Source organism: Ravibacter arvi (assembly GCF_039540405.1).
Classification (GTDB): Bacteria; Bacteroidota; Bacteroidia; order Cytophagales; family Spirosomataceae; genus Ravibacter; species Ravibacter arvi.
Map to the genome: position 1 here is coordinate 211,497 of NZ_BAABEY010000024.1, position 18,036 is coordinate 229,532.

15 protein-coding genes are annotated in these 18,036 nt (G+C 51.2%); 8 read left to right on the forward strand and 7 right to left on the reverse strand.

Annotated features, from left to right (window positions below):
• Nucleotides 1-63: 63 nt before the first annotated feature.
• The 5 genes from ABD852_RS13085 to trpB form a co-directional block, all read right to left on the reverse strand.
• Nucleotides 64-3,528 carry a TonB-dependent receptor gene (locus ABD852_RS13085; protein WP_345029597.1) on the reverse strand — a complete coding sequence of 1,155 codons (3,465 nt, stop codon included), beginning with the start codon at nucleotides 3,526-3,528 and terminating at the stop codon, nucleotides 64-66.
• Nucleotides 3,529-3,847: 319 nt separating this feature from the next.
• A complete protein-coding gene (locus ABD852_RS13090) occupies nucleotides 3,848-5,014 on the reverse strand; it encodes a FecR family protein (RefSeq protein ID WP_345029598.1) in 1,167 nt (388 codons plus the stop codon).
• Nucleotides 5,015-5,124: 110 nt separating this feature from the next.
• Nucleotides 5,125-5,706, reverse strand: coding sequence for an RNA polymerase sigma-70 factor (locus ABD852_RS13095; protein ID WP_345029600.1), 582 nt, complete (start codon nucleotides 5,704-5,706; stop codon nucleotides 5,125-5,127).
• A gap of 52 nt (nucleotides 5,707-5,758) precedes the next feature.
• Nucleotides 5,759-6,340 (reverse strand): DinB family protein, encoded by a 582-nt coding sequence (locus tag ABD852_RS13100; protein WP_345029602.1) that lies wholly within the window; start codon nucleotides 6,338-6,340, stop codon nucleotides 5,759-5,761.
• A 111-nt stretch (nucleotides 6,341-6,451) separates the two neighbouring features.
• Nucleotides 6,452-7,648 (reverse strand): tryptophan synthase subunit beta, encoded by a 1,197-nt coding sequence (gene trpB, locus ABD852_RS13105; RefSeq protein WP_345029604.1) that lies wholly within the window; start codon nucleotides 7,646-7,648, stop codon nucleotides 6,452-6,454.
• A 115-nt stretch (nucleotides 7,649-7,763) separates the two neighbouring features.
• Here trpB and ABD852_RS13110 point away from each other — a divergent pair, with 115 nt between their 5' ends.
• Nucleotides 7,764-8,504, forward strand: a complete 741-nt coding sequence (locus ABD852_RS13110; RefSeq protein ID WP_345029605.1) for a carboxylesterase family protein — start codon at nucleotides 7,764-7,766, stop codon at nucleotides 8,502-8,504.
• A gap of 84 nt (nucleotides 8,505-8,588) precedes the next feature.
• On the opposite strand, the gene ABD852_RS13115 is transcribed toward ABD852_RS13110, so the two are convergent.
• Both ABD852_RS13115 and ABD852_RS13120 read right to left on the reverse strand, forming a co-directional pair.
• Complete coding sequence (locus ABD852_RS13115) at nucleotides 8,589-9,866, reverse strand: DUF6600 domain-containing protein (RefSeq protein WP_345029606.1); 1,278 nt, start codon at nucleotides 9,864-9,866, stop codon at nucleotides 8,589-8,591.
• A 90-nt stretch (nucleotides 9,867-9,956) separates the two neighbouring features.
• Nucleotides 9,957-10,664, reverse strand: a complete 708-nt coding sequence (locus tag ABD852_RS13120) for a thioredoxin domain-containing protein (RefSeq protein WP_345029607.1) — start codon at nucleotides 10,662-10,664, stop codon at nucleotides 9,957-9,959.
• Between the two features lie 141 nt (nucleotides 10,665-10,805).
• On the opposite strand from ABD852_RS13120, the gene eno reads away from it, so the two are divergent.
• The 7 genes from eno (at nucleotide 10,806) to ABD852_RS13155 (ending at nucleotide 18,012) form a co-directional block, all read left to right on the forward strand.
• Complete coding sequence (gene eno / locus ABD852_RS13125) at nucleotides 10,806-12,077, forward strand: phosphopyruvate hydratase (RefSeq protein WP_345029609.1); 1,272 nt, start codon at nucleotides 10,806-10,808, stop codon at nucleotides 12,075-12,077.
• A 153-nt stretch (nucleotides 12,078-12,230) separates the two neighbouring features.
• Nucleotides 12,231-12,554 (forward strand): FtsB family cell division protein, encoded by a 324-nt coding sequence (locus tag ABD852_RS13130; RefSeq protein WP_345029611.1) that lies wholly within the window; start codon nucleotides 12,231-12,233, stop codon nucleotides 12,552-12,554.
• A gap of 72 nt (nucleotides 12,555-12,626) precedes the next feature.
• Nucleotides 12,627-14,159, forward strand: coding sequence for a 2,3-bisphosphoglycerate-independent phosphoglycerate mutase (gene gpmI, locus ABD852_RS13135; protein WP_345029613.1), 1,533 nt, complete (start codon nucleotides 12,627-12,629; stop codon nucleotides 14,157-14,159).
• The gene (locus ABD852_RS13140; RefSeq protein ID WP_345029615.1) at nucleotides 14,140-14,757 is read left to right on the forward strand and encodes a hypothetical protein; all 618 of its coding nucleotides are present in this window, start codon (nucleotides 14,140-14,142) and stop codon (nucleotides 14,755-14,757) included. The genes gpmI and ABD852_RS13140 overlap by 20 nt, the downstream gene beginning before the upstream one ends.
• A 46-nt stretch (nucleotides 14,758-14,803) precedes the next feature.
• Entirely contained in the window at nucleotides 14,804-15,673 is an 870-nt protein-coding gene (gene galU / locus ABD852_RS13145) for a UTP--glucose-1-phosphate uridylyltransferase GalU (protein ID WP_345029616.1), read from the forward strand.
• Nucleotides 15,674-15,801: 128 nt separating this feature from the next.
• Nucleotides 15,802-16,419 carry a TetR/AcrR family transcriptional regulator gene (locus ABD852_RS13150; RefSeq protein WP_345029618.1) on the forward strand — a complete coding sequence of 206 codons (618 nt, stop codon included), beginning with the start codon at nucleotides 15,802-15,804 and terminating at the stop codon, nucleotides 16,417-16,419.
• A 186-nt stretch (nucleotides 16,420-16,605) separates the two neighbouring features.
• Complete coding sequence (locus ABD852_RS13155) at nucleotides 16,606-18,012, forward strand: TolC family protein (RefSeq protein ID WP_345029620.1); 1,407 nt, start codon at nucleotides 16,606-16,608, stop codon at nucleotides 18,010-18,012.
• The last annotated feature ends 24 nt before the right edge of the window (nucleotides 18,013-18,036 follow it).

Below are 18,036 nucleotides of genomic sequence, written 5' to 3' on the forward strand. Positions count from 1 at the left end.
CCTCACGGCTCATGGCTTTTGTTTATCACTGGTTTTGTCAATTTGGAACCTCATTCTTCACCCCTAAAACCTCACGTTAAGACCGAACGTATAAGTAGAGAGAATGGGATAGTAGGCTCCGCCGGTATTGATTTCGGGATCCCAGCCGGGCCGGTAGTTACTCCAGGTAACCGGGTTTTCAACGCTGGAATAGATCCTGACATGGTTGATTTTAAGTTTGTTGGTCACCCCGGCCGGCAGCGTATAGCCCAGTTGAATATTTTTCAGCCGCAGGTAGGAAGCATTCAGCACCCAGAAATCCGAAGTCACGGTATTGGGCGTACCGCTGTTGCTTACGACTTCAAGACGCGGATATGCCGGGTGCCTTACCGGTTGATCGGGATTAAATCTTCCTTCCATCTGCCACCGCTGGATATTCCCGAGGTTGAAAAAAGCAACGTCTGCATAGCCGGTCAGCTGTCCCTGTACACCTGCAACCCCCTGCAGGAATACACCCAGGTCGAATCCCCGGTATTTGACATCGAGATTAAAACCGTAGGTATACTTCGGGATCCGGCTGCCCAGGAACACCCTGTCATAGATAGGGTCGACTTTCCCGTCGGGCACGCCATCGGGACCACTCACGTCCCGGTACCTGAGGTCTCCTGACTGGGGCCTCGGCGTAATGGCCGTCTGGTTGGGCCACGTGCTGATATCGTCCTGATCAAGGAAAACGCCGTCAGAAAGATAACCGTAGTACATTTCCATAGGGTATCCTACGAACAGATCGGACCCGTTCCCTACCAGGCCATTGGGTTGCGTTACATTGCCCAGGCCGAGCGTGACTACTTTGTTGTTGATAACCGAAAAGTTACCCCTCACGGAGTACTGCAGCTTACGGTAGCTGTTCCTGTAAGAGGCATCGAATTCCCAGCCTTTGTTGGTAGCCTGACCGGTGTTGGTTTCGCTGATTCCTACGCCCAGTACAGACGATACGCTGGATGAAGGTTTGAACAGGATGTCCGTTGTGTTCCTGCTGAAATACGTAACATTCACCCCGAGGCTGTTCTTAAAAAAGCCGGCTTCGATTCCAACATCCGTTGTTTCGGTCGACTCCCATCTGATATTGGCGTCTTTGTAGGTAAAATAGGCCGCACCTGTGGAAATAGCGCTTCCGAAAGGATAATTCCGGTCCGAATCCAATACGGTCTGGTAGGGGTAGTTGCCTATATTCTGGTTACCCAGTATTCCCCACGAAGCCTTCAATTTCAAATTGGAGAGCCAGTAAAGGTTTTTCAGGAAGCTTTCTTCGGAAATGCGCCACCCTGCGGCAAATGCCGGGAACACGGCATACTTGTTGTTGTCGGGAAACCTCGACGAACCGTCATAGCGCACCGTCCCTTCGAAAAGATACCGGTCGGAAATATTCAGCTTTAACCTTGAAAACAGGGATTGTATCGCCCATTCTTCCGCCATCCCGTTAAATTGCTGGTTGTCGGCGCCTCCCATTGACGGATAGGTGTAGTCGTTGCTGGGGAAGTCCTGGCGATAGCCCGACATTCTGTTAATTATTTGATTTTCAAAAGAATATCCTGCAAGTAGGTCGACTCTCGCTCGCCCTATGTCTTTGGAATATTTTCCCAGCAGCTGGGCCGTCCTGAATATTTCCTTGTTGCGGAACTGGTTCAGGTTAGACTGCCTGATGTTAATCTGGTCGTTGAGCTTTTGTGACGACCGGTAGGACACTTCTTCCAGGAAGTCGAAATTGTAACCCCCTATAGCAGAGAAAACAAGTTCTTTGACAGGTTTCCAGTCGAGCTTGAAATTGGTGCCTATTCTGGTTCTCGGACTTTTCAGATAGGAAGCCGACGCAAGCCATGATACGGGCGTACCGCCACTTTCGGGGCCGATGCCGTAGTCGCCGCCGGAGCCTTGCCCGAGAAATATGGCGGGATACCTGATGGCATTCTGTATAAGCTGATCGGTAAGTTCCCCGCCCTTGTTGGCAGTGGCCTGCGGCTCGTTCCGCTCATCAAATGAACCGCTCAGCCGGGTAGTGAAATAGAAATTCCTGCCTAGGTCGTTTTCGAGGTTCAGCCTGAAGTTATAGCGCTCATAGGAGTTTTTGGGGATAATTCCCTTCTGGTTAAGATAGCCTGCCGAGAGAAAGTACTTTGTTTTTTCATTTCCGCCATTGAGGTTGACGGTATGCCCGGTCTGTATCCCTTTCCGGGAGAAAAGCTGATCCAGGAATCGGGTGTTCGGAAAATTATCAGGGTCCGATTGGTTCCGGTATTTTTCGATATCATCGGCTGTAAAACTGTTGGTGCCGGAGGCGATGTTATACATCTCGGCGTACTCCCAGGAATTTACAAAATCAGGTAGTTCCGTAGCCTGGTTGAAGCCGGCGTAGCCGTTGTAGGAAATGGCGACCTTCCCGGAAGTCCCGGTTTTGGTCGTGATCAAAACGACTCCGTTTGCTGAGCGGGCGCCGTATATAGCTGCTGCCGATGCATCTTTCAAAACTGAGATATTCTGGATGTCTTCCGGGTTTATATCGTTCATATTACCCGGGATACCGTCGATCAGGATAAGAGCGTCGGGAGTTGCGCCGAATGAACCAACCCCGCGGACTCTTACTGTGCCGGGGTTAGCCCCTGGCCGCCCCGACCGAACGGTCACCGTAACACCCGGCATCTGCCCCGTAATGGCGTGCGCGAGTTGGGTGACAGGCCGGTTTTCCAGGGCCTCCGACCCGATCTGGGCTACGGAACCGATTACATTTACCTTTTTTTGCTCCCCGTAGCCTACCACTACGATCTCCTCCAGTGCCTTTTGGTCCACCTTCATTGAAACGTCGAGTAATGTCTGCCTGCCGACTGTCCGCTCCTCCGGAAGATACCCCACGAACGAAAAAACCAGCACCGCATCTTCCCCCGGGACGTCCAGGACAAAGGCCCCGGTCCCGTCCGTGACCGTGCCCTGGGGCGTGCCCTTTACCAGGATGTTTACGCCCGGAAGGCCTTCCCCTTTTTCGTCGGTAACCCTGCCGCGGATCGGTATGGCTTGCGCATCGGGCATCTTTATTTTTGATGCGGCAGCAATGCGCTGCCATGCCTGGCCGGTAGCGATGGTTTCACGCGCCGGCATGGCCGGGAGGTGCGAAGGGCCTGCCTGGGACATGCCGTCCCGGATTTTTTTGGGCTTGATAACTACCGTGTTTTCAACGATGCTGAAGCTGTAAGGCTGATTTTCAAATACGTGGCTCAGTACGTCGTGCAGCGATGCGTTCTTAATGCGTATGTTTACTTTCCCGGCATTGTTTAGCAGACCGCTTTCATACCAGAAAATTACCCCGCTCTGCTTCCTGATTTCTTTGAAAACTTTTTCCAGCGAGGCGTTTTTCTCTGAAAGCGAGACTTTTTGAGAATAGCTTTCCCCGAACACGTGAACACAGGCCAGCAAAATTAAGAAGGAGGCGAGCTTAATTTGCATGATGATTTTCCGATGGACAGCTCTGGTGAAATGCGCCCGGCCTACTATCCTCATAAAGAGGCTGAAGCGGTTCAATTCCCGGGAAAAAGAACCGCTGCTAATACAAAAAATCATAGTTTTGTATGAGTTAGGTAAAATGTAACAAATTAGAGCTTTGTGGAATTTGCCCTGACGGCCGGAAGTGTTGGAAGCGCTTCCGGCATTTTTATGGGCATGGGGTCAGGTAACGGTTCTTATCATGCGATATGCTATTTTGTTTAAAACCAGTTGATTGTATTTGTTTTTTCTTCTCTTTCCGGTGGCCTGACAGCTGCAAAAGTAAATAAGTTCAATTTTCCTCCCTGCGGAAAGTCGCGCAGTTTCCCACCGTTTCCTAACGGGTAACAATGATCTGCTTTCCTTCGACCTTGAAGCGGATCCCGCTGGTTTCAAGTATCTCCAGCAGGCTTGACAGTTTTGAATTTCTGGAAATTCCGCCGTTATAAAGCCTGGTCGGTATTTCGTCGCGGTAGACTACATCGACGTCGTACCAACGCTCAATCTGGCGCATAATGTCTTTTATATCAGTGTCTTTGAATAGTATCTGACCGTTTTTCCAGGCGATGGCCTCTTCCATATCCGGGCGTTCCGTGACGGTGAGCCTGCCATTGCTGGCCAGAGTCGATTGTTGATTGGGCTTCAGTCGTGTTGATTCTCCTTTCCCGGCCAGGACCTCGATACTTCCCTCGACCAGCGTGGTTTTTACCGACAGCTCGTCATCGTATCCGTTGATGTTAAACCGGGTGCCGAGTACGGTTACAGTCTGCTTTCCGTGCACATTCACCACAAAAGGGATTTTGCCGGCCCCCCCCTTGCCCGGAGTTTCATACGGGACAATATCGAAAAAAGCTTCACCTTTCAGTTCTACAGTCCGGTTACCGCCGGTAAAGCGTGTCGGGTAGCGAAGCGACGAGGCGGCATTGAGCCAAACCGTACTTCCGTCAGGCAGGCGCAGCGAATATTGCCCGCCCCGGGGCGTAGTAATGATGTTGTAACCGGTCTTTGCCTGTCCGGGACCAGTTGCCTCATAAACCACCATGCCGTCTTCCTTCCTGACCCTCACCCCGTGATCATCTATTAAAACCCCGTTTTGCTGTTCGTCCAGCCTGACCGAATGGCCGTTGTCAAAAATAAGCGTAGCTTTTTCTCCGCCCGGTACCACATCGCCGGAGATAGCGCTCTCCACTCTACCGGCCCGGTTTTTGTACCCGTAGGTAAAAAGAAAACCACCGCAGGCCAGTGCCAGCAGGAGAAGTGCCGCCGCCGCGCCGCGCCCCCACCAACCGGTATACGGTATGCGTTGCTTTCTGCGCCTTATTTCTGTCAGGATTTTTTCGCGGTGCTCCTCTTCGGATCCGGCAGCGTGCGGCGGAACAAAGACCGGTAGGTCCTGGTCCCGGTTGTACCAGGCCGAGAATTCTTCCTCCTCTTCCAGGGTAATATTACCTTTCAGCCATTTATTCGCCAGAGCTTCCAGCCGCTGTCTGTCGGATGATGTCATAAAGAGTACTGTTTATATTGAAGTACCCCGAACGAACGCAATCCCTTAGCCGGTTGGGAAAAAATTTAACAGCAACGAATGAATTTTTGTGTAGCCGGTACCTCAACCGATCAGGAAAGTGCCCAACGACGGAATAGAAACTTCAGGGAATACAAGCCGTTCCGAAGCAGTTTGAGTGCTTTCCCGAGGTGTGCTTCCACGGTTTTTTCGGAAATGCTCAGCTCTCCGGCAATTTCTTTTTGGGAATAGCCGTCTTCGCGGCTCATCCGGTATACCAGCTGGCACTTTTCGGGCAAACCTGTCACCAGTTCTTCCAGGCGCAACTGCAGTTCCTCAAAATCCAGCCAGTCCTGGGTCGAGTTGTCCGACAGGCTAACGGCTGACTGATTATGGGCTGTATAACGGCGGTGAAGGTCTTTTTTTGCAAACGATTTGATAACCCGGTACTTAACGGATGCGGCCAGGTAGTGCTCCAGGCTGAATGTAAGTTTGAGCTGTCGGCGCCGGCTCCAAAGCGAAACAAAAATATCCTGTACGATTTCCTCGGCTTCCTCAACATTGTCACCGGTTTTGTTGATGGCGATGGTGAATAGTCTTTTCCAGTATCGATTGTAAATTTCTGTAAAAGCGGCATCCTCCCCATCCCGCATGAGCTCTGTCAATTCATGGTCAGTAAGGTCTTTTGTATTCATGCCGCTCCGGATAGTGATTGGTAATTTAGTTATTATCCCGGAACAAATATAATTAATTTGATTCTGGAGGAATGGTGTTTCCCACGGGGAAATGCGGGGTGGCTAAGTAGCCGTCCTGGTTCAAAACATACTTTTCCCGTAAAATGGCGGAGTGGTGAACGGCATGTCCGGCAATGGCAAATCCGAGGGCGAGAACAGACAGCGTTTTGTGGTCACAAACCCCGGTCCGTGCCATCATGTTGTTGTCAAAACTTTCAAACAGTATGATGGTGGATTGGCGTACCAGGCTGAATTCCTGCAGCAGGCTGTCTACTGTTCTCGATCCCGCAGTGGTGTTCCGGCCAAAAAGGTTCTCATCAAAACCTGCAAGGGGTGTCCGGTCGTTCCGGGAGAAACGCAACGCGCGGTAGGCCAGAATTCTTTCTGTATCCACACAGTGTTGCAAAACTTCTCTGGCCGTCCATTTACCGGGAGCGTACACCCGGTCGCCGATGCGCTTCAGCTCTTCTGCCATGGCGCTGAACGTTCCGGCGGTCCGGAGCAGGGCCTCTCCCAGGGTAAAGTCATCAACCAACAGGATATAACGGTCAAAGTATTCGGGGTGCGGAGTGATTTCAGATGTTCGTTGATGCATAAGTGCCGGATGGTTTTCCAAAGAACAATTAGGTAAGAAGTTGATTTCGTGCGGCAATGGGTACCCCGGTAGTCGAAGTCAGCCGGAGTACCCGTTGCGCGGATCGGGCCGCTACATTTCTCTTTCCACGTCTTTGTCTCCCCTTCCTGATAAGTTCACCACCGCGAGGGCGTTTTTATCTTTCAGCAGTTTTTTGGCGAGGGCAACCGCATGCGAGGATTCGATCGCCGGCGTAATGCCTTCCAGCCGCGAAAGAAGCTTGTACGCTTCCACAGCTTCCGAGTCGGTTACAGGGAAGTAAGAAGCCCTGCCGGTGTCTTTCAGGTTGGCGTGCTGCGGCGAAATTCCCGGGTAGTCCAGTCCGGCCGCTATGCTTTTTGAAGGCATCGGGTTACCTGCTTCATCGACAAGGCAATAGGACAGCGTGCCCTGGAATACGGTCGGTTTGCCGAACGTAAGCGTAGCGGCTGTTTCCGGCATTTGACCACTGCCGCCGCCTTCTGCGCCCGCTATTTGTACCGAGGCATCGTCGAGGAAACCGGAAAACAGGCCAATTGCATTGGAGCCTCCGCCCACGGCAGCGAAAATCTGATCGGGGAGCCGGCCTTCCTTAAGAAGGATCTGCTGGCGTGCTTCGCTGCCGATTACACTCTGGAAGTAGCCTACCATTTTGGGGTAGGGATGGGGGCCGACGTGCGAACCCAGCAGGTAAAACGATGCGGGGTTCTCTATGTAGTAGCCGAGTGCTGCGTCTACCGCATCTTTAAGGGTGGCTGTTCCCATTTCGGTGGTGATCAGCTCTGCGCCCAGTTGTTTGATACGCCTTACATTCAGGGCCTGGCGCTCCGCATCGACTTTCCCCATGAAAATCTTGCAGGGGATATTCAGAATGGCTGCCGCCGTTGCCGTAGCCACACCGTGTTGACCGGCCCCGGTTTCGGCGATGACCTCCTCTGCGCCCATTTGCTTGGCAAGCAGGATCTGGCCGATGGTGTTGTTGATCTTGTGCGAGCCGGTATGGTTCAGATCTTCACGCTTCAGGTAAATTTTTGAACCCACATGCTGACTGAGGTTTTTGGCGTAGTAAAGGGGAGAAGGACGCCCTACATAATCCGTGAGAATCGAAATGAACTCCCGGTTAAATGCTTCTTCTTTTGAAAATTTGTCAAAAAAGTCGGCGAGTCGGGCCAATTGAGGTTCAAGGACCGGGGGGACGTAGGCTCCGCCATAGGCTCCATATGTGCCGTTGTATTCAAGCATTTTAGGATTTGGACCTACTGTAACGATTTTGCTTGCTTCTGAACTCATTCGGATATTTGTGTTAATTTTGACTGAAGGTAATAAGAATACTGAATCAAAAATAATGACAGAGGCCTGAGCCGCGGTCATTCGCCTGATCCTTACCGGGCGGGTATATTTACAAATGTATAGGAAAGTATTTTTTTGCGTGTTGTTTCTGGCAGGGCTCCTCGCCGCCATCCGGCTTCCTGCCCAGCGGATTGCCATCTCCAAACAAACCTATTATCCTTTTCTGGTAGACCTGCCGGCGGCAGAAGTGCTGGATAACAAACCGCCGGTCGTCTTGTTCCTGCATGGCCGGAGCCTTTCCGGCGGAAAACTCGAACGGGTGCAGCGTTATGGGCTGATGTACAGCATGGACCTCGGAAAGGTTTCGCTCCCGGCCGTAGTGGTAGCGCCGCACAGCCAGGGCGGCTGGAACCCCGACAAATTGTTGGAAGTAATCGACTATGTGGTAGAGAATTACTGTGCCGACCCGGAACGCGTCTATGTTTGCGGAATGAGCATGGGCGGTTACGGGACACTTGACCTGGCCGGAAAGTATCCGGACAGGATAGCGGCTGCAGTAGCGATCTGTGGTGGCGGTGCCGCACAATATGCCTGTGGACTGAGCAAAATCCCCATTTGGCTGCAGCACGGCACCAGCGATCGGATCGTCCCCGCTTCGGAGTCAAAAAAGATTGCCGGGGCCATTCGCGCCTGCAATACCTCCGCCAATCTTACACTCACTTTGATCGATGGCGGTACACATGGTTCGGTGGAACGCATTTTTCACCAGTATGACATTTATAACTGGATGTTTCGACATAAAAAGCAGAATGGAGAAGCGCTTTTAAATGATGGCGCCACCGCTTTGGGACTGTAGCCATTGCTACCGTTAATAATGTAAAACAGGGAACCCGTTCCAGCCTGGACTGGAACGGGTTCCCTGTTTTACGCGATGTTCTTATTATCTGCCGCCGCGTTCCGGTGAAGCGCTGCGTCCGCCGCCGCCCCTGCCTTCTGAGTTTCCGCGATTTTCAGACCGGCCGGGGTTTGCGCTTCTTTGCGAAGGGCTTGAGGCGCGTTCCCGGGTAGCCGGAGATGCGGTCCGGGATTCCCGTTCCGGGCCGGAGGGCCGTGAATAAGCGGGCGTTGATCGTTCGCGGGCGCTTCGTTGCGGGCTTTCGCCGGCGTCGCTGCGTCCGCTGTTCGGCACAGCTTCGCGGGACCGGCTATTGTTAATCCTTTCCGAAGATGAACGGCCCGGCTCTACTTCAGCCGCTTGCCGGGATGACCGTGTCCCTTCATAGCTGTCGCGTCCGCGGTATGCTGGTGTTTCGCGAGCGTTTCCTCTTCCGTTAGGCGTAGCCACCGGGTTTTCACTCCGCGGTGTCGCTGCACCTTCGCTGGTTCTGGCTGCTGATCTGCCTCTGCTTTCCGGTGCGGCTGTTTCGGCACGACGGGGTGAGCCTGTGGCGACTCCGGCGCGACCATTGTCAAAGCTTCTTTCACGGGCATCTACCGCGGTGCGGACATTGGTAGACCGCGAAACTGATTCTTTGTACCGGCCATTGTTGCCGCGGTTCGAATACTCATATACCGGAACCGTGTTTTTGGTATAGCGTTGGATCTCAGAGGATCTCGGGCCGTAGGCATACTCACGGTTTTGGTAAGTATAATAGTTATTGATGATGGTGGTCTGGTTGTAAATATTGGTTACCCGGCCCCGGGGTACTCTGTAGTGATGCCAGCGGTTGCTCATAAACCGGTTATGAGGCACAAATATCCAGAAATTCACCGGCAGGTTAACCGAGAACCGGACATCCAGCCCGGGCATAAGCGGCGCCCAGCCGTAGTAACCGCCGCCGGTACGCCAGTTTACCCACCCTGGTCCCCAGGTGTAATCGGGAACCCAGGCCCACCCCATGTAGTCGTCATAAAACCAACGCCCATAGTGAAAGGGAGCCCAGCCCCAGTCATAATCCGAAACCCAGGTGTTTCCATATTCGGTCATCACCCAGCGGCCGTCGGTATAGTAGGGATGAAAGTTGCGGTCGACCGCAGGGATCCAGATGGAACCGTATTGCGGGTGGTTCGACCATCGGCCAAATGGCGAAAGGGAATTGAAAAATACCTGAAAGGACATGGAAATACCCGGCTGCGCCGCCACTTTGGAAGCTGTCGGTACGCCCAGGCCAAGCAGTGCCGCCACCACTATAATCCCGATATATTTGAATGCTTTCATGGCTGTTTCGATTTTGATTGTGAAATCTGCTACTTGGATCGAAACAGGACCCGGGGGTTTAAAATAGAGGACGGGAATTTTGGTCCTGTCTTACAAATTCTTCGTAATCACGTCGCGAAGGGTCTTTTCGCTCACAGCACCTGTCGTTTGCCAAACAATTTGCCCGCCTTTGTAGAGATAAATCAGGGGCAGGTATTTGATGCCCAAATGTTCCGTGACGGTTTTGTTTGCATCTATATCAATGACTTTCACAGTCGCCTTGCCGGCAAACTCCGATTCGATTTTCTTAATGGTCGGGTACATGGCTTTACAGGGAGCACACCATTTTGCGGTGAAATCGACAAGAACAGGCTGCTCGGAGTTGAGCATGTTGTTGTATTCGCTTACCGGCATGCCGACAACGGCCTCTTCTGATTTTACCACTCCTTCAACCGGCTTCTTTTCTACGTTCCACTTCATATAGCCGCCTTCCAGGTCGTAAATTTCGGTGAAACCGTTTTCGCTCAGCAATTTGGCGGCGCCTGCGCTCCTGGAACCGGCCAGGCAATAGACCATTACAGGTTTGCTCTTGTCCAGGCTTTCGGTCTGCTTAAGGAAATCCTCTTTCCTGAAGTCGATGTTTTTGGCATTCACCAGGTGTCCCTGTTTGTACTCTTCGGCAGTTCTCACATCAACAAGCTGGACGTTCGCGCCGGAGTCGAGACGGGCCTGGAAATCGTTTCCGTTTAATTTAACCTGGGAGAAAGCAATTGTCTGGAGAAGGGTAAAAACAGTGGCAATTCCAAGAAAGGATTTCATGTTTTGAATGTTTGGTTACTGGAACAGGTAAATTTAGGCTAATTATCACAAACAAGCCTGGTTACATACCTTTTTTTTGACTTATTTTGTCCCTCGGAAATATCTTCCAATCATATTCATAATTAACAATATATCCTGCAAATGAGTACCATACAGTCAGTATATGCAAGACAAATTTTGGATTCAAGGGGGAATCCCACAGTAGAGGTGGACGTCAGAACCGAGAACGGTTTTGTAGGTCGGGCTGCCGTACCGTCTGGGGCTTCTACGGGCGTTCACGAGGCGGTTGAGCTTCGCGATGACGATCCAAAAGTCTATGTAGGCAAGGGTGTGTTGAAAGCGGTTGAGAATGTAAATGACATCATTTATCCCGAGCTTATCGGTATCTCGGCTTTCGAACAAAATGAGATTGACAGGATTCTTCTGGAGCTCGACGGAACTCCGAATAAAAGCAAGCTGGGCGCCAACGCTATTTTGGGGGTTTCCCTGGCTGTGGCGAAAGCTGCTGCCTATGAAGCCGGTTTGCCGCTTTACCGTTACGTAGGGGGTACTAACGCAAATACGCTTCCCGTTCCCCTGATGAACATTCTGAACGGAGGAAGTCACGCTGACAACTCTATTGATTTCCAGGAGTTCATGATCGTTCCTGCAAAGGCCGATACCTTCTCTGAGTCTTTGAGAATGGGCGTGGAGGTATTCCATACGCTGAAAAAAGTATTGAAAAGCAAGGGGTATTCTACCAACGTGGGTGACGAAGGTGGTTTTGCGCCCAATATCAAGTCAAACGAAGAGGCCATTGAAGTGGTGCTTCAGGCGATTGAAAAAGCAGGTTACAAGCCTGGAGAGGAGATCTTTATCGCACTTGATGCCGCCAGCTCCGAGTTTTACGAAAACGGTGTATATCATTTCAAAAAATCTGACGGTAAGAAGCTTTCTTCAGCCGAACTGGCCGGATACTGGACGGAATGGGTGAATAAGTACCCCATTATCTCAATTGAAGACGGGTTTGGTGAAGATGACTGGGAAGGCTGGAAACTCATTACGGACGCAATCGGTAAGAAAGTACAGCTCGTGGGTGACGACCTTTTTGTAACCAATGTGAAGCGTCTTCAGCAGGGTATTGACGCAGGTGTCGCCAACGCGGTATTGGTGAAAGTGAACCAGATCGGTTCACTGACCGAGACCATTGACACCGTCAACCTGGCAAAACGGAACAGCTACAAAAACATCATGTCGCACCGTTCGGGTGAGACAGAGGATGCTACCATTGCCGATCTTGCCGTTGCGCTGAATACCGGCCAGATCAAAACGGGATCGGCTTCCCGTTCGGATCGTATGGCGAAATACAACCAGCTTCTCCGTATCGAAGAGGAACTGGGTGATAGCGCTTATTTCCCGGGGTTGAAATTCTGATTTGCCGGGCCGGCAAAGGTCGGAAGGTTATAATAAGGGGTGTCTACTTTTTTAGGCACCCTTTGTTTTGGTGGCAAAAAGGGTTTTGTTATATTACCATGGCGCTCCGGTAAAGCGGGCAAGGAGGAACTAATACGCGCTTATTGACAGGATATGGATATTTTAGGTTGGTTGAAAGGGATCTTTAGTAATTTCTACAAAGGGACGTTCTTCGTCTGGATTATCTGGGTCAGCTTCTTTGATAACAACAGCATCGTGAACGGTATCAACAGCTACCGGAAGCGGGTTAGGCTGGAGCGCGATACGCTTTATTTCCATCATAAAATTTCGGAGGCAAAAAAAGACCGGGAGGAGGTCTTCGGAAATGATAAAATGCTCGAAAAATGGGCGAGAGAAAAATATCGGATGAGCCGTCCGGACGAGGATGTTTATATCATTGTCGATGAAAACGATGCCTCCCTGGAGGCCGATGAATAAAAGTTATTAAGAACGTTCTGGCCCCGGCCGGGCGTTTTGTTTTTAGTGACAGCTTGCAACTATATTTCTGAAATGAATAAGAAAGTTATTTTGATGATTCTTGATGGCTGGGGTATCGCGAAGGCGGGAGAAGAGAGCCGTTCCGCCATCGTGGCTGCGCAAACGCCTTATATCGACAGCCTGCTTGAAAGATACCCCCATACTACCCTGTTGACTTCCGGCCTCGATGTGGGCCTGCCCGCGGGGCAAATGGGGAACTCCGAAGTCGGACACACCAACCTTGGTGCCGGGCGTATCGTTTACCAGGACCTGGTTAAAATCAATAAAGCCGTTGAAGAAGGGACGCTTGCGCAGGAGCCGGTGCTGGTCGACGCAATGAACTATGCCCTTGCCAATCGCAAACGGGTACACTTCATTGGCCTGGTCTCTGACGGCGGTGTGCATTCCCATATTGATCACCTGAAAGGGTTAATTTCAATTGCCCACCATAAGGGTCTGACTGATGTTTTCGTACATGCTTTTACCGATGGCCGCGACTGTGATCCAAAAAGCGGCGCCGGTTTCCTGGATGATCTCAGCCGCCATATGGCCGCCACTACGGGCCGCATCGCCTCGGTAACCGGTCGCTATTATGCGATGGACCGTGACCGGCGGTGGGAACGGGTGAAGCTGGCATATGACGCAATGGTACTCGGCGAGGGTACGAAAGTTTACCAGGACAACCTGGGCGCAGCTATCCTGGAATCCTACCGGAACGACGTTACGGACGAGTTTATCAAGCCGATCGTTGTGACCAAAGAAGACGGACAGCCGGTGGCGTTGATTGAAGCCGGAGATGTGGTGGTTTGCTTTAACTTCAGGACCGACCGCGGTCGCGAAATTACGGAGGTGCTTACGCAGCGTGACTTCCCGGATTACAACATGACGCGGCTGAACCTCTATTATGTCACCCTGACCAACTACGACGACACCTATCAGAACGTCAAGGTTATTTTTGATAAGGACAACCTGGCGAATACTTTGGGCGAAGTCGTTTCGAAGGCGGGAAAAAAACAGATCCGGATTGCGGAGACTGAAAAATACCCGCACGTTACCTTTTTCTTTTCAGGTGGTAGAGAAGAGCCTTTTGACGGCGAGTCGAGGTTGCTTTGTCCTTCGCCCAAGGTTGCAACCTACGATCTGAAACCGGAAATGTCGGCCTTCGAAATCCGGGATAAAATTGTTTATGAACTGGCGCACGAGACGGCTGACTTTATTTGCCTGAATTTCGCCAATACCGATATGGTCGGTCATACCGGTGTCTTTGAGGCAGCGGTGAAGGCGGCCGAAGCAGTAGACAGCTGCGTACATGCCATAGTCGATACCGCGCTCGAACACGGCTACACCGCGTTGATTTTGGCTGATCATGGTAATTCGGACTATATGATCAACGATGACGGCAGCCCGAATACCCAGCATTCGCTGAACCCCGTGCCGCTCATTGTGGTTGACTCGGACTACAGGGGAGCGGTTAAACCGGGCAGGCTGGCGAATATCGCGCCGACCATCCTGAAACTTATGGGCATTGAAAAGCCCGCTGAAATGAATGAGGAAAGTCTTTTGTAATCCAGGCGCCTGCCTGCGCCTTTTTTTGCTCCGGCTGTTCCCAGGCCTCGCTTTCCTGGTTCTGACCATTGTATTCGGCGCCTGTACCTCGCTTTCGGAGAAGGGTGCATCGGATGATAGCGGAGTTTTTTTTGACCTCGATCAGCTGGTAAGCGAGCAGACGAAATATCTGGCGTCCATTCAGCCGGAAGTAGAAAAAGAACTCCGGCTCAATGGAAAGGCCGAGCGATTGGTATTGGGTGAAGTCGACTGGGACGATGAATTGGCTCTCTTCAGGCTGGCTGATATTAATAAAGCTTCTTACCAGGACAGCTACGAGGTGGACCGGTCTACTCCACAGGTTGAAGATTACTGGTTGAAACCAGGGCACACGCTGCCGGTCCGTCGTCTGAAAGTGCACTACAACGCGGGTGCGGCAACGGAAGTATTTGCTGAAATGAAAGTAGAAAACAAGCTGTTTGACAGTTATAAGGAGCTTACCCTCCGGCTGGACGGCAATTCTGCAAAAAATCGCCTGCTATCCTATGAGCTAAAGGGGTTTCAGCAATGGCTGCTGGGGGAAAAAACCTCGTTTGAAGTAAAAGGTACGATTAAATAGCCACCAATTCCCGACAAGTATTTTATTCGAATAACCATCACATTATATGATTCGTAAAGCAGTAATTCCGGCGGCCGGTCTTGGTACCAGGTTTCTACCGGCAACCAAGAGTATGCCGAAAGAGATGCTACCGATAATTGACATTCCTACTATCCAGTATGTGGTCCAGGAGGCGGTTGACTCCGGTATTGATGATATCCTTATTATTTCGGGCAAGGGCAAGAGAGCTATTGAAGACCATTTTGACCGGAATTTTGAGCTGGAAGCCCGGCTCGAGGAGAAAGAGGACCAGGCCTGGTTCAATGAAATGCGCCGGCTTTCAGATATGGCCAACGTGCATTTTGTAAGGCAGAAGGAGGCGAACGGGTTGGGAGATGCCATCTATTATGCCCGGCACCATGTGGGTGATGAGCCGTTTGCAGTGCTGCTCGGCGATACGATCATGGATTCGGTAATACCGGTAACCCGCCAGCTGGTGGATACTTATGAGCAATACGGCGGGTCGGTGATAGGCGTTGAGACCGTTCCTCACGATAAAGTGAACCGGTACGGAATTGTGGGCGGCAAAGCATTGAGCGATACCATTCTGCAATTGGATACGCTGATCGAAAAGCCGGCTCCCGAAAACGCACCTTCCGACCTTGCTATAGCCGGAAGGTATATCCTTTCTCCTGAGATTTTCGATGCTATTGAAAACACGCCCAAAGGGAAGAATAACGAGATACAACTGACGGATTCGATGTTGTTGCTCCTGAAGCGTGAAAATTTCTTCGCGCACCTGATCGAAGGCAAGCGTCATGATATCGGGAATAAGCTCGATTTTCTGAAAACGACGGTCGAGTTTGCGCTCAAGCGAAAAGAGTTTGCAGCCCCGTTCCGTGAATTCCTGAAGGATATTCTGAAGGCTGAAGGGTAGAAATCGGAAATCGGAAGTCGGAAATCGGCCCAGGGTCTGATTTCCGACTTCCGATTTCCGATTTCTTTTTTTTGCAAACTAAACACTGTTTATTATATTTACGTCGGAATTATAGTAAGTGTATTTCAATGGGTATTTCGGAGAGAAAAGAAAGGGAGCGGGAGGACATGCAGCGGCTTATTTTAAATGCGGCGCGCAAGTTATTTCTGGAAAATGGTGTGGAGAAAACCAGCATCAGGGCAATTGCTGATGCCATAGAGTACAGTCCGGCAACGATTTACCTGTATTTTAAGGATAAGAACGAGATTTTTTATGCACTGCATGAGCTGGCATTCCTTACGCTGGCAGAACATTTCAGGCCGGTTTCCCTGATAAAAGATCCTTTTGCTCAACTCGTGGAACTCGGGCATCTGTATATCCAATGGGCTGTAGAGAATCCCGGCCTGTATGAACTTTGCTTCCTGATGGAGTCGCCGATGGAAGCCCTGGCCTGCCGTGATGAAAGTTGGGAGCATGGGAAAAACTCATTCGGACTTCTCATGCATATCATTGAAGGCTGTATGGCCGCCGGATATTTTAAACAACACGATCCGGAATCGGCAGCGCTCACGGTGTGGAGCTATATCCATGGCCTGGTAACAATATTCCTCCGCGGCCGGATGAAATTGTTCGACGACGACCGCGATATTGAACGTATTAAAGCATCTTATTCATTGTTTATCAAAATGGTACAGCATGGTTTGTAGGGAAATCGGCGGTCGGAAATCAGAAATCGGCCCTGTTTAACCGGTCCGGTTTGTGTGGTCTGACCTATCCGATCCGGTTTCCGACCTCCGATCCCCGACTGCGGTTTTCCGACTTCCGATTTCTGACTTCCGATTTCCGATTTCCGACTTCCTTTTTTTGTTCCCAATTTGAACACTGTTTATATAATGAACATCAGATTTAAATTTTTGTCGATACTCCTGGTTTTTGCGGTTTCTGCGAGGTTTTCGACCGCGCAGGTAGCGTCTTCGCCTCAGTCCGTTGTTCTGGAGGATTATATAAGAGAGGGGCTGAGTGGAAACCTGGGACTTCGACAGCAGCAGCTGGAGGTGGCGAAGGCCGTTCAGACGCTGCGGGAAGCGCGGGCACTTTTTTATCCGCAATTCAGCCTGGCGCCGACGTACTCTCTGGCCTATGGCGGGCGGAAACTGCAGTTTCCGGTCGGAGACCTGCTAAACCCCGCATATGCCGCGCTGAACCAGCTGACCGGCTCGGACCGGTTCCCCACCGATATACCCAATGTCAACGAGCAGCTCGCTCCGCACAACTTTCACGACACCAAAGTGTCTTTCCAATACGCTGTTTATAACCCGGAAATAAGGTACAATCACTTGATCCAGAACAGCTTGCTGCATGCCGAAGAGGCGCGGTTGGAACTGGTGACTTCGGAGCTTGTCTTCGCCATTTCCGAAGCTTATTTCCGTTACCTGCAAACCCTGCAAGCCAATGAAGTGCTGGCGGTTTCGCATAAAACCCTGGCGGAATTGCTCCGCTTGAATAACCGGCTTGTTGCCAACAATGTGCTTACCCGCGATGCCGTTCTCTCGACAGAGTACGAGATGGCCGTTCTGGACCAGCAGCGGGTTGAGGCTACCCGCAACACAGGAATAGCCAAGGCCTATTTTAATTTTCTTCTGAATCGTGACTTCGGACATGAGATTGTTGTGGATACTTTGTTGACCGGTAATTTTTCTACGGCTCCCGGCGATTTGGACCTTCAGAATCTTGTCTCGCAGGCCGTTTCCGGGCGATCAGAAGTGAAGCAGCTCGATCAGACCCTGCTTGCCGCGGGTTATGCGCAGAAGCTTCAGGAGAAATCGGCCCTGCTTCCCCAGGTTTTTATCGGGGGAAACGCCGGTTTCCAGGGGTTTGGCTACCGGTTTGCCGGGCAACAGTACCTGCTAACCCAGGCCGGTCTGAAGTGGGACCTCTTTAAAGGTTTCGAGAGGCGGGCTAAAATTGAAAAAGCAAGAATCCAGAAAGATTTGCTTCAAATAAAACAGACCGAAACCGGCAGGAAAATTGCGTTGGAAGTTACCGAATCCTATCAGAACTACCAGGCGGCGGTTCAGGGTATGAGGGTAGCGAATGCAGCGTTGGAAAAAGCGCGCGCCTACTATGCGGTTGTAGAAAGCCGGTACCGCAACCAGAATGTGCTGATGGTAGAGCTGCTGAAAGCAAGGAATGACTGGGAGTCGGCCGCCATACAGAAGTCGCTGACCGTATATCAGCTGCTGACACGCCAGGCTCATTTACGCCGCGTGACGGGAGACTTATCGTACCGGTATCCATAACAGTAAATGCACTAGTGAGTTACA

Coding starts and splice junctions, on each gene's coding strand:
- ABD852_RS13085 (WP_345029597.1), bottom strand. CDS start 3,528: ATGAGGATAGTAGGCCGGGCGCATTTCACCAGAGCTGTCCATCGGAAA.
- ABD852_RS13090 (WP_345029598.1), bottom strand. CDS start 5,014: ATGACATCATCCGACAGACAGCGGCTGGAAGCTCTGGCGAATAAATGG.
- ABD852_RS13095 (WP_345029600.1), bottom strand. CDS start 5,706: ATGAATACAAAAGACCTTACTGACCATGAATTGACAGAGCTCATGCGG.
- ABD852_RS13100 (WP_345029602.1), bottom strand. CDS start 6,340: ATGCATCAACGAACATCTGAAATCACTCCGCACCCCGAATACTTTGAC.
- trpB (WP_345029604.1), bottom strand. CDS start 7,648: ATGAGTTCAGAAGCAAGCAAAATCGTTACAGTAGGTCCAAATCCTAAA.
- ABD852_RS13110 (WP_345029605.1), top strand. CDS start 7,764: ATGTATAGGAAAGTATTTTTTTGCGTGTTGTTTCTGGCAGGGCTCCTC.
- ABD852_RS13115 (WP_345029606.1), bottom strand. CDS start 9,866: ATGAAAGCATTCAAATATATCGGGATTATAGTGGTGGCGGCACTGCTT.
- ABD852_RS13120 (WP_345029607.1), bottom strand. CDS start 10,664: ATGAAATCCTTTCTTGGAATTGCCACTGTTTTTACCCTTCTCCAGACA.
- eno (WP_345029609.1), top strand. CDS start 10,806: ATGAGTACCATACAGTCAGTATATGCAAGACAAATTTTGGATTCAAGG.
- ABD852_RS13130 (WP_345029611.1), top strand. CDS start 12,231: ATGGATATTTTAGGTTGGTTGAAAGGGATCTTTAGTAATTTCTACAAA.
- gpmI (WP_345029613.1), top strand. CDS start 12,627: ATGAATAAGAAAGTTATTTTGATGATTCTTGATGGCTGGGGTATCGCG.
- ABD852_RS13140 (WP_345029615.1), top strand. CDS start 14,140: ATGAGGAAAGTCTTTTGTAATCCAGGCGCCTGCCTGCGCCTTTTTTTG.
- galU (WP_345029616.1), top strand. CDS start 14,804: ATGATTCGTAAAGCAGTAATTCCGGCGGCCGGTCTTGGTACCAGGTTT.
- ABD852_RS13150 (WP_345029618.1), top strand. CDS start 15,802: ATGGGTATTTCGGAGAGAAAAGAAAGGGAGCGGGAGGACATGCAGCGG.
- ABD852_RS13155 (WP_345029620.1), top strand. CDS start 16,606: ATGAACATCAGATTTAAATTTTTGTCGATACTCCTGGTTTTTGCGGTT.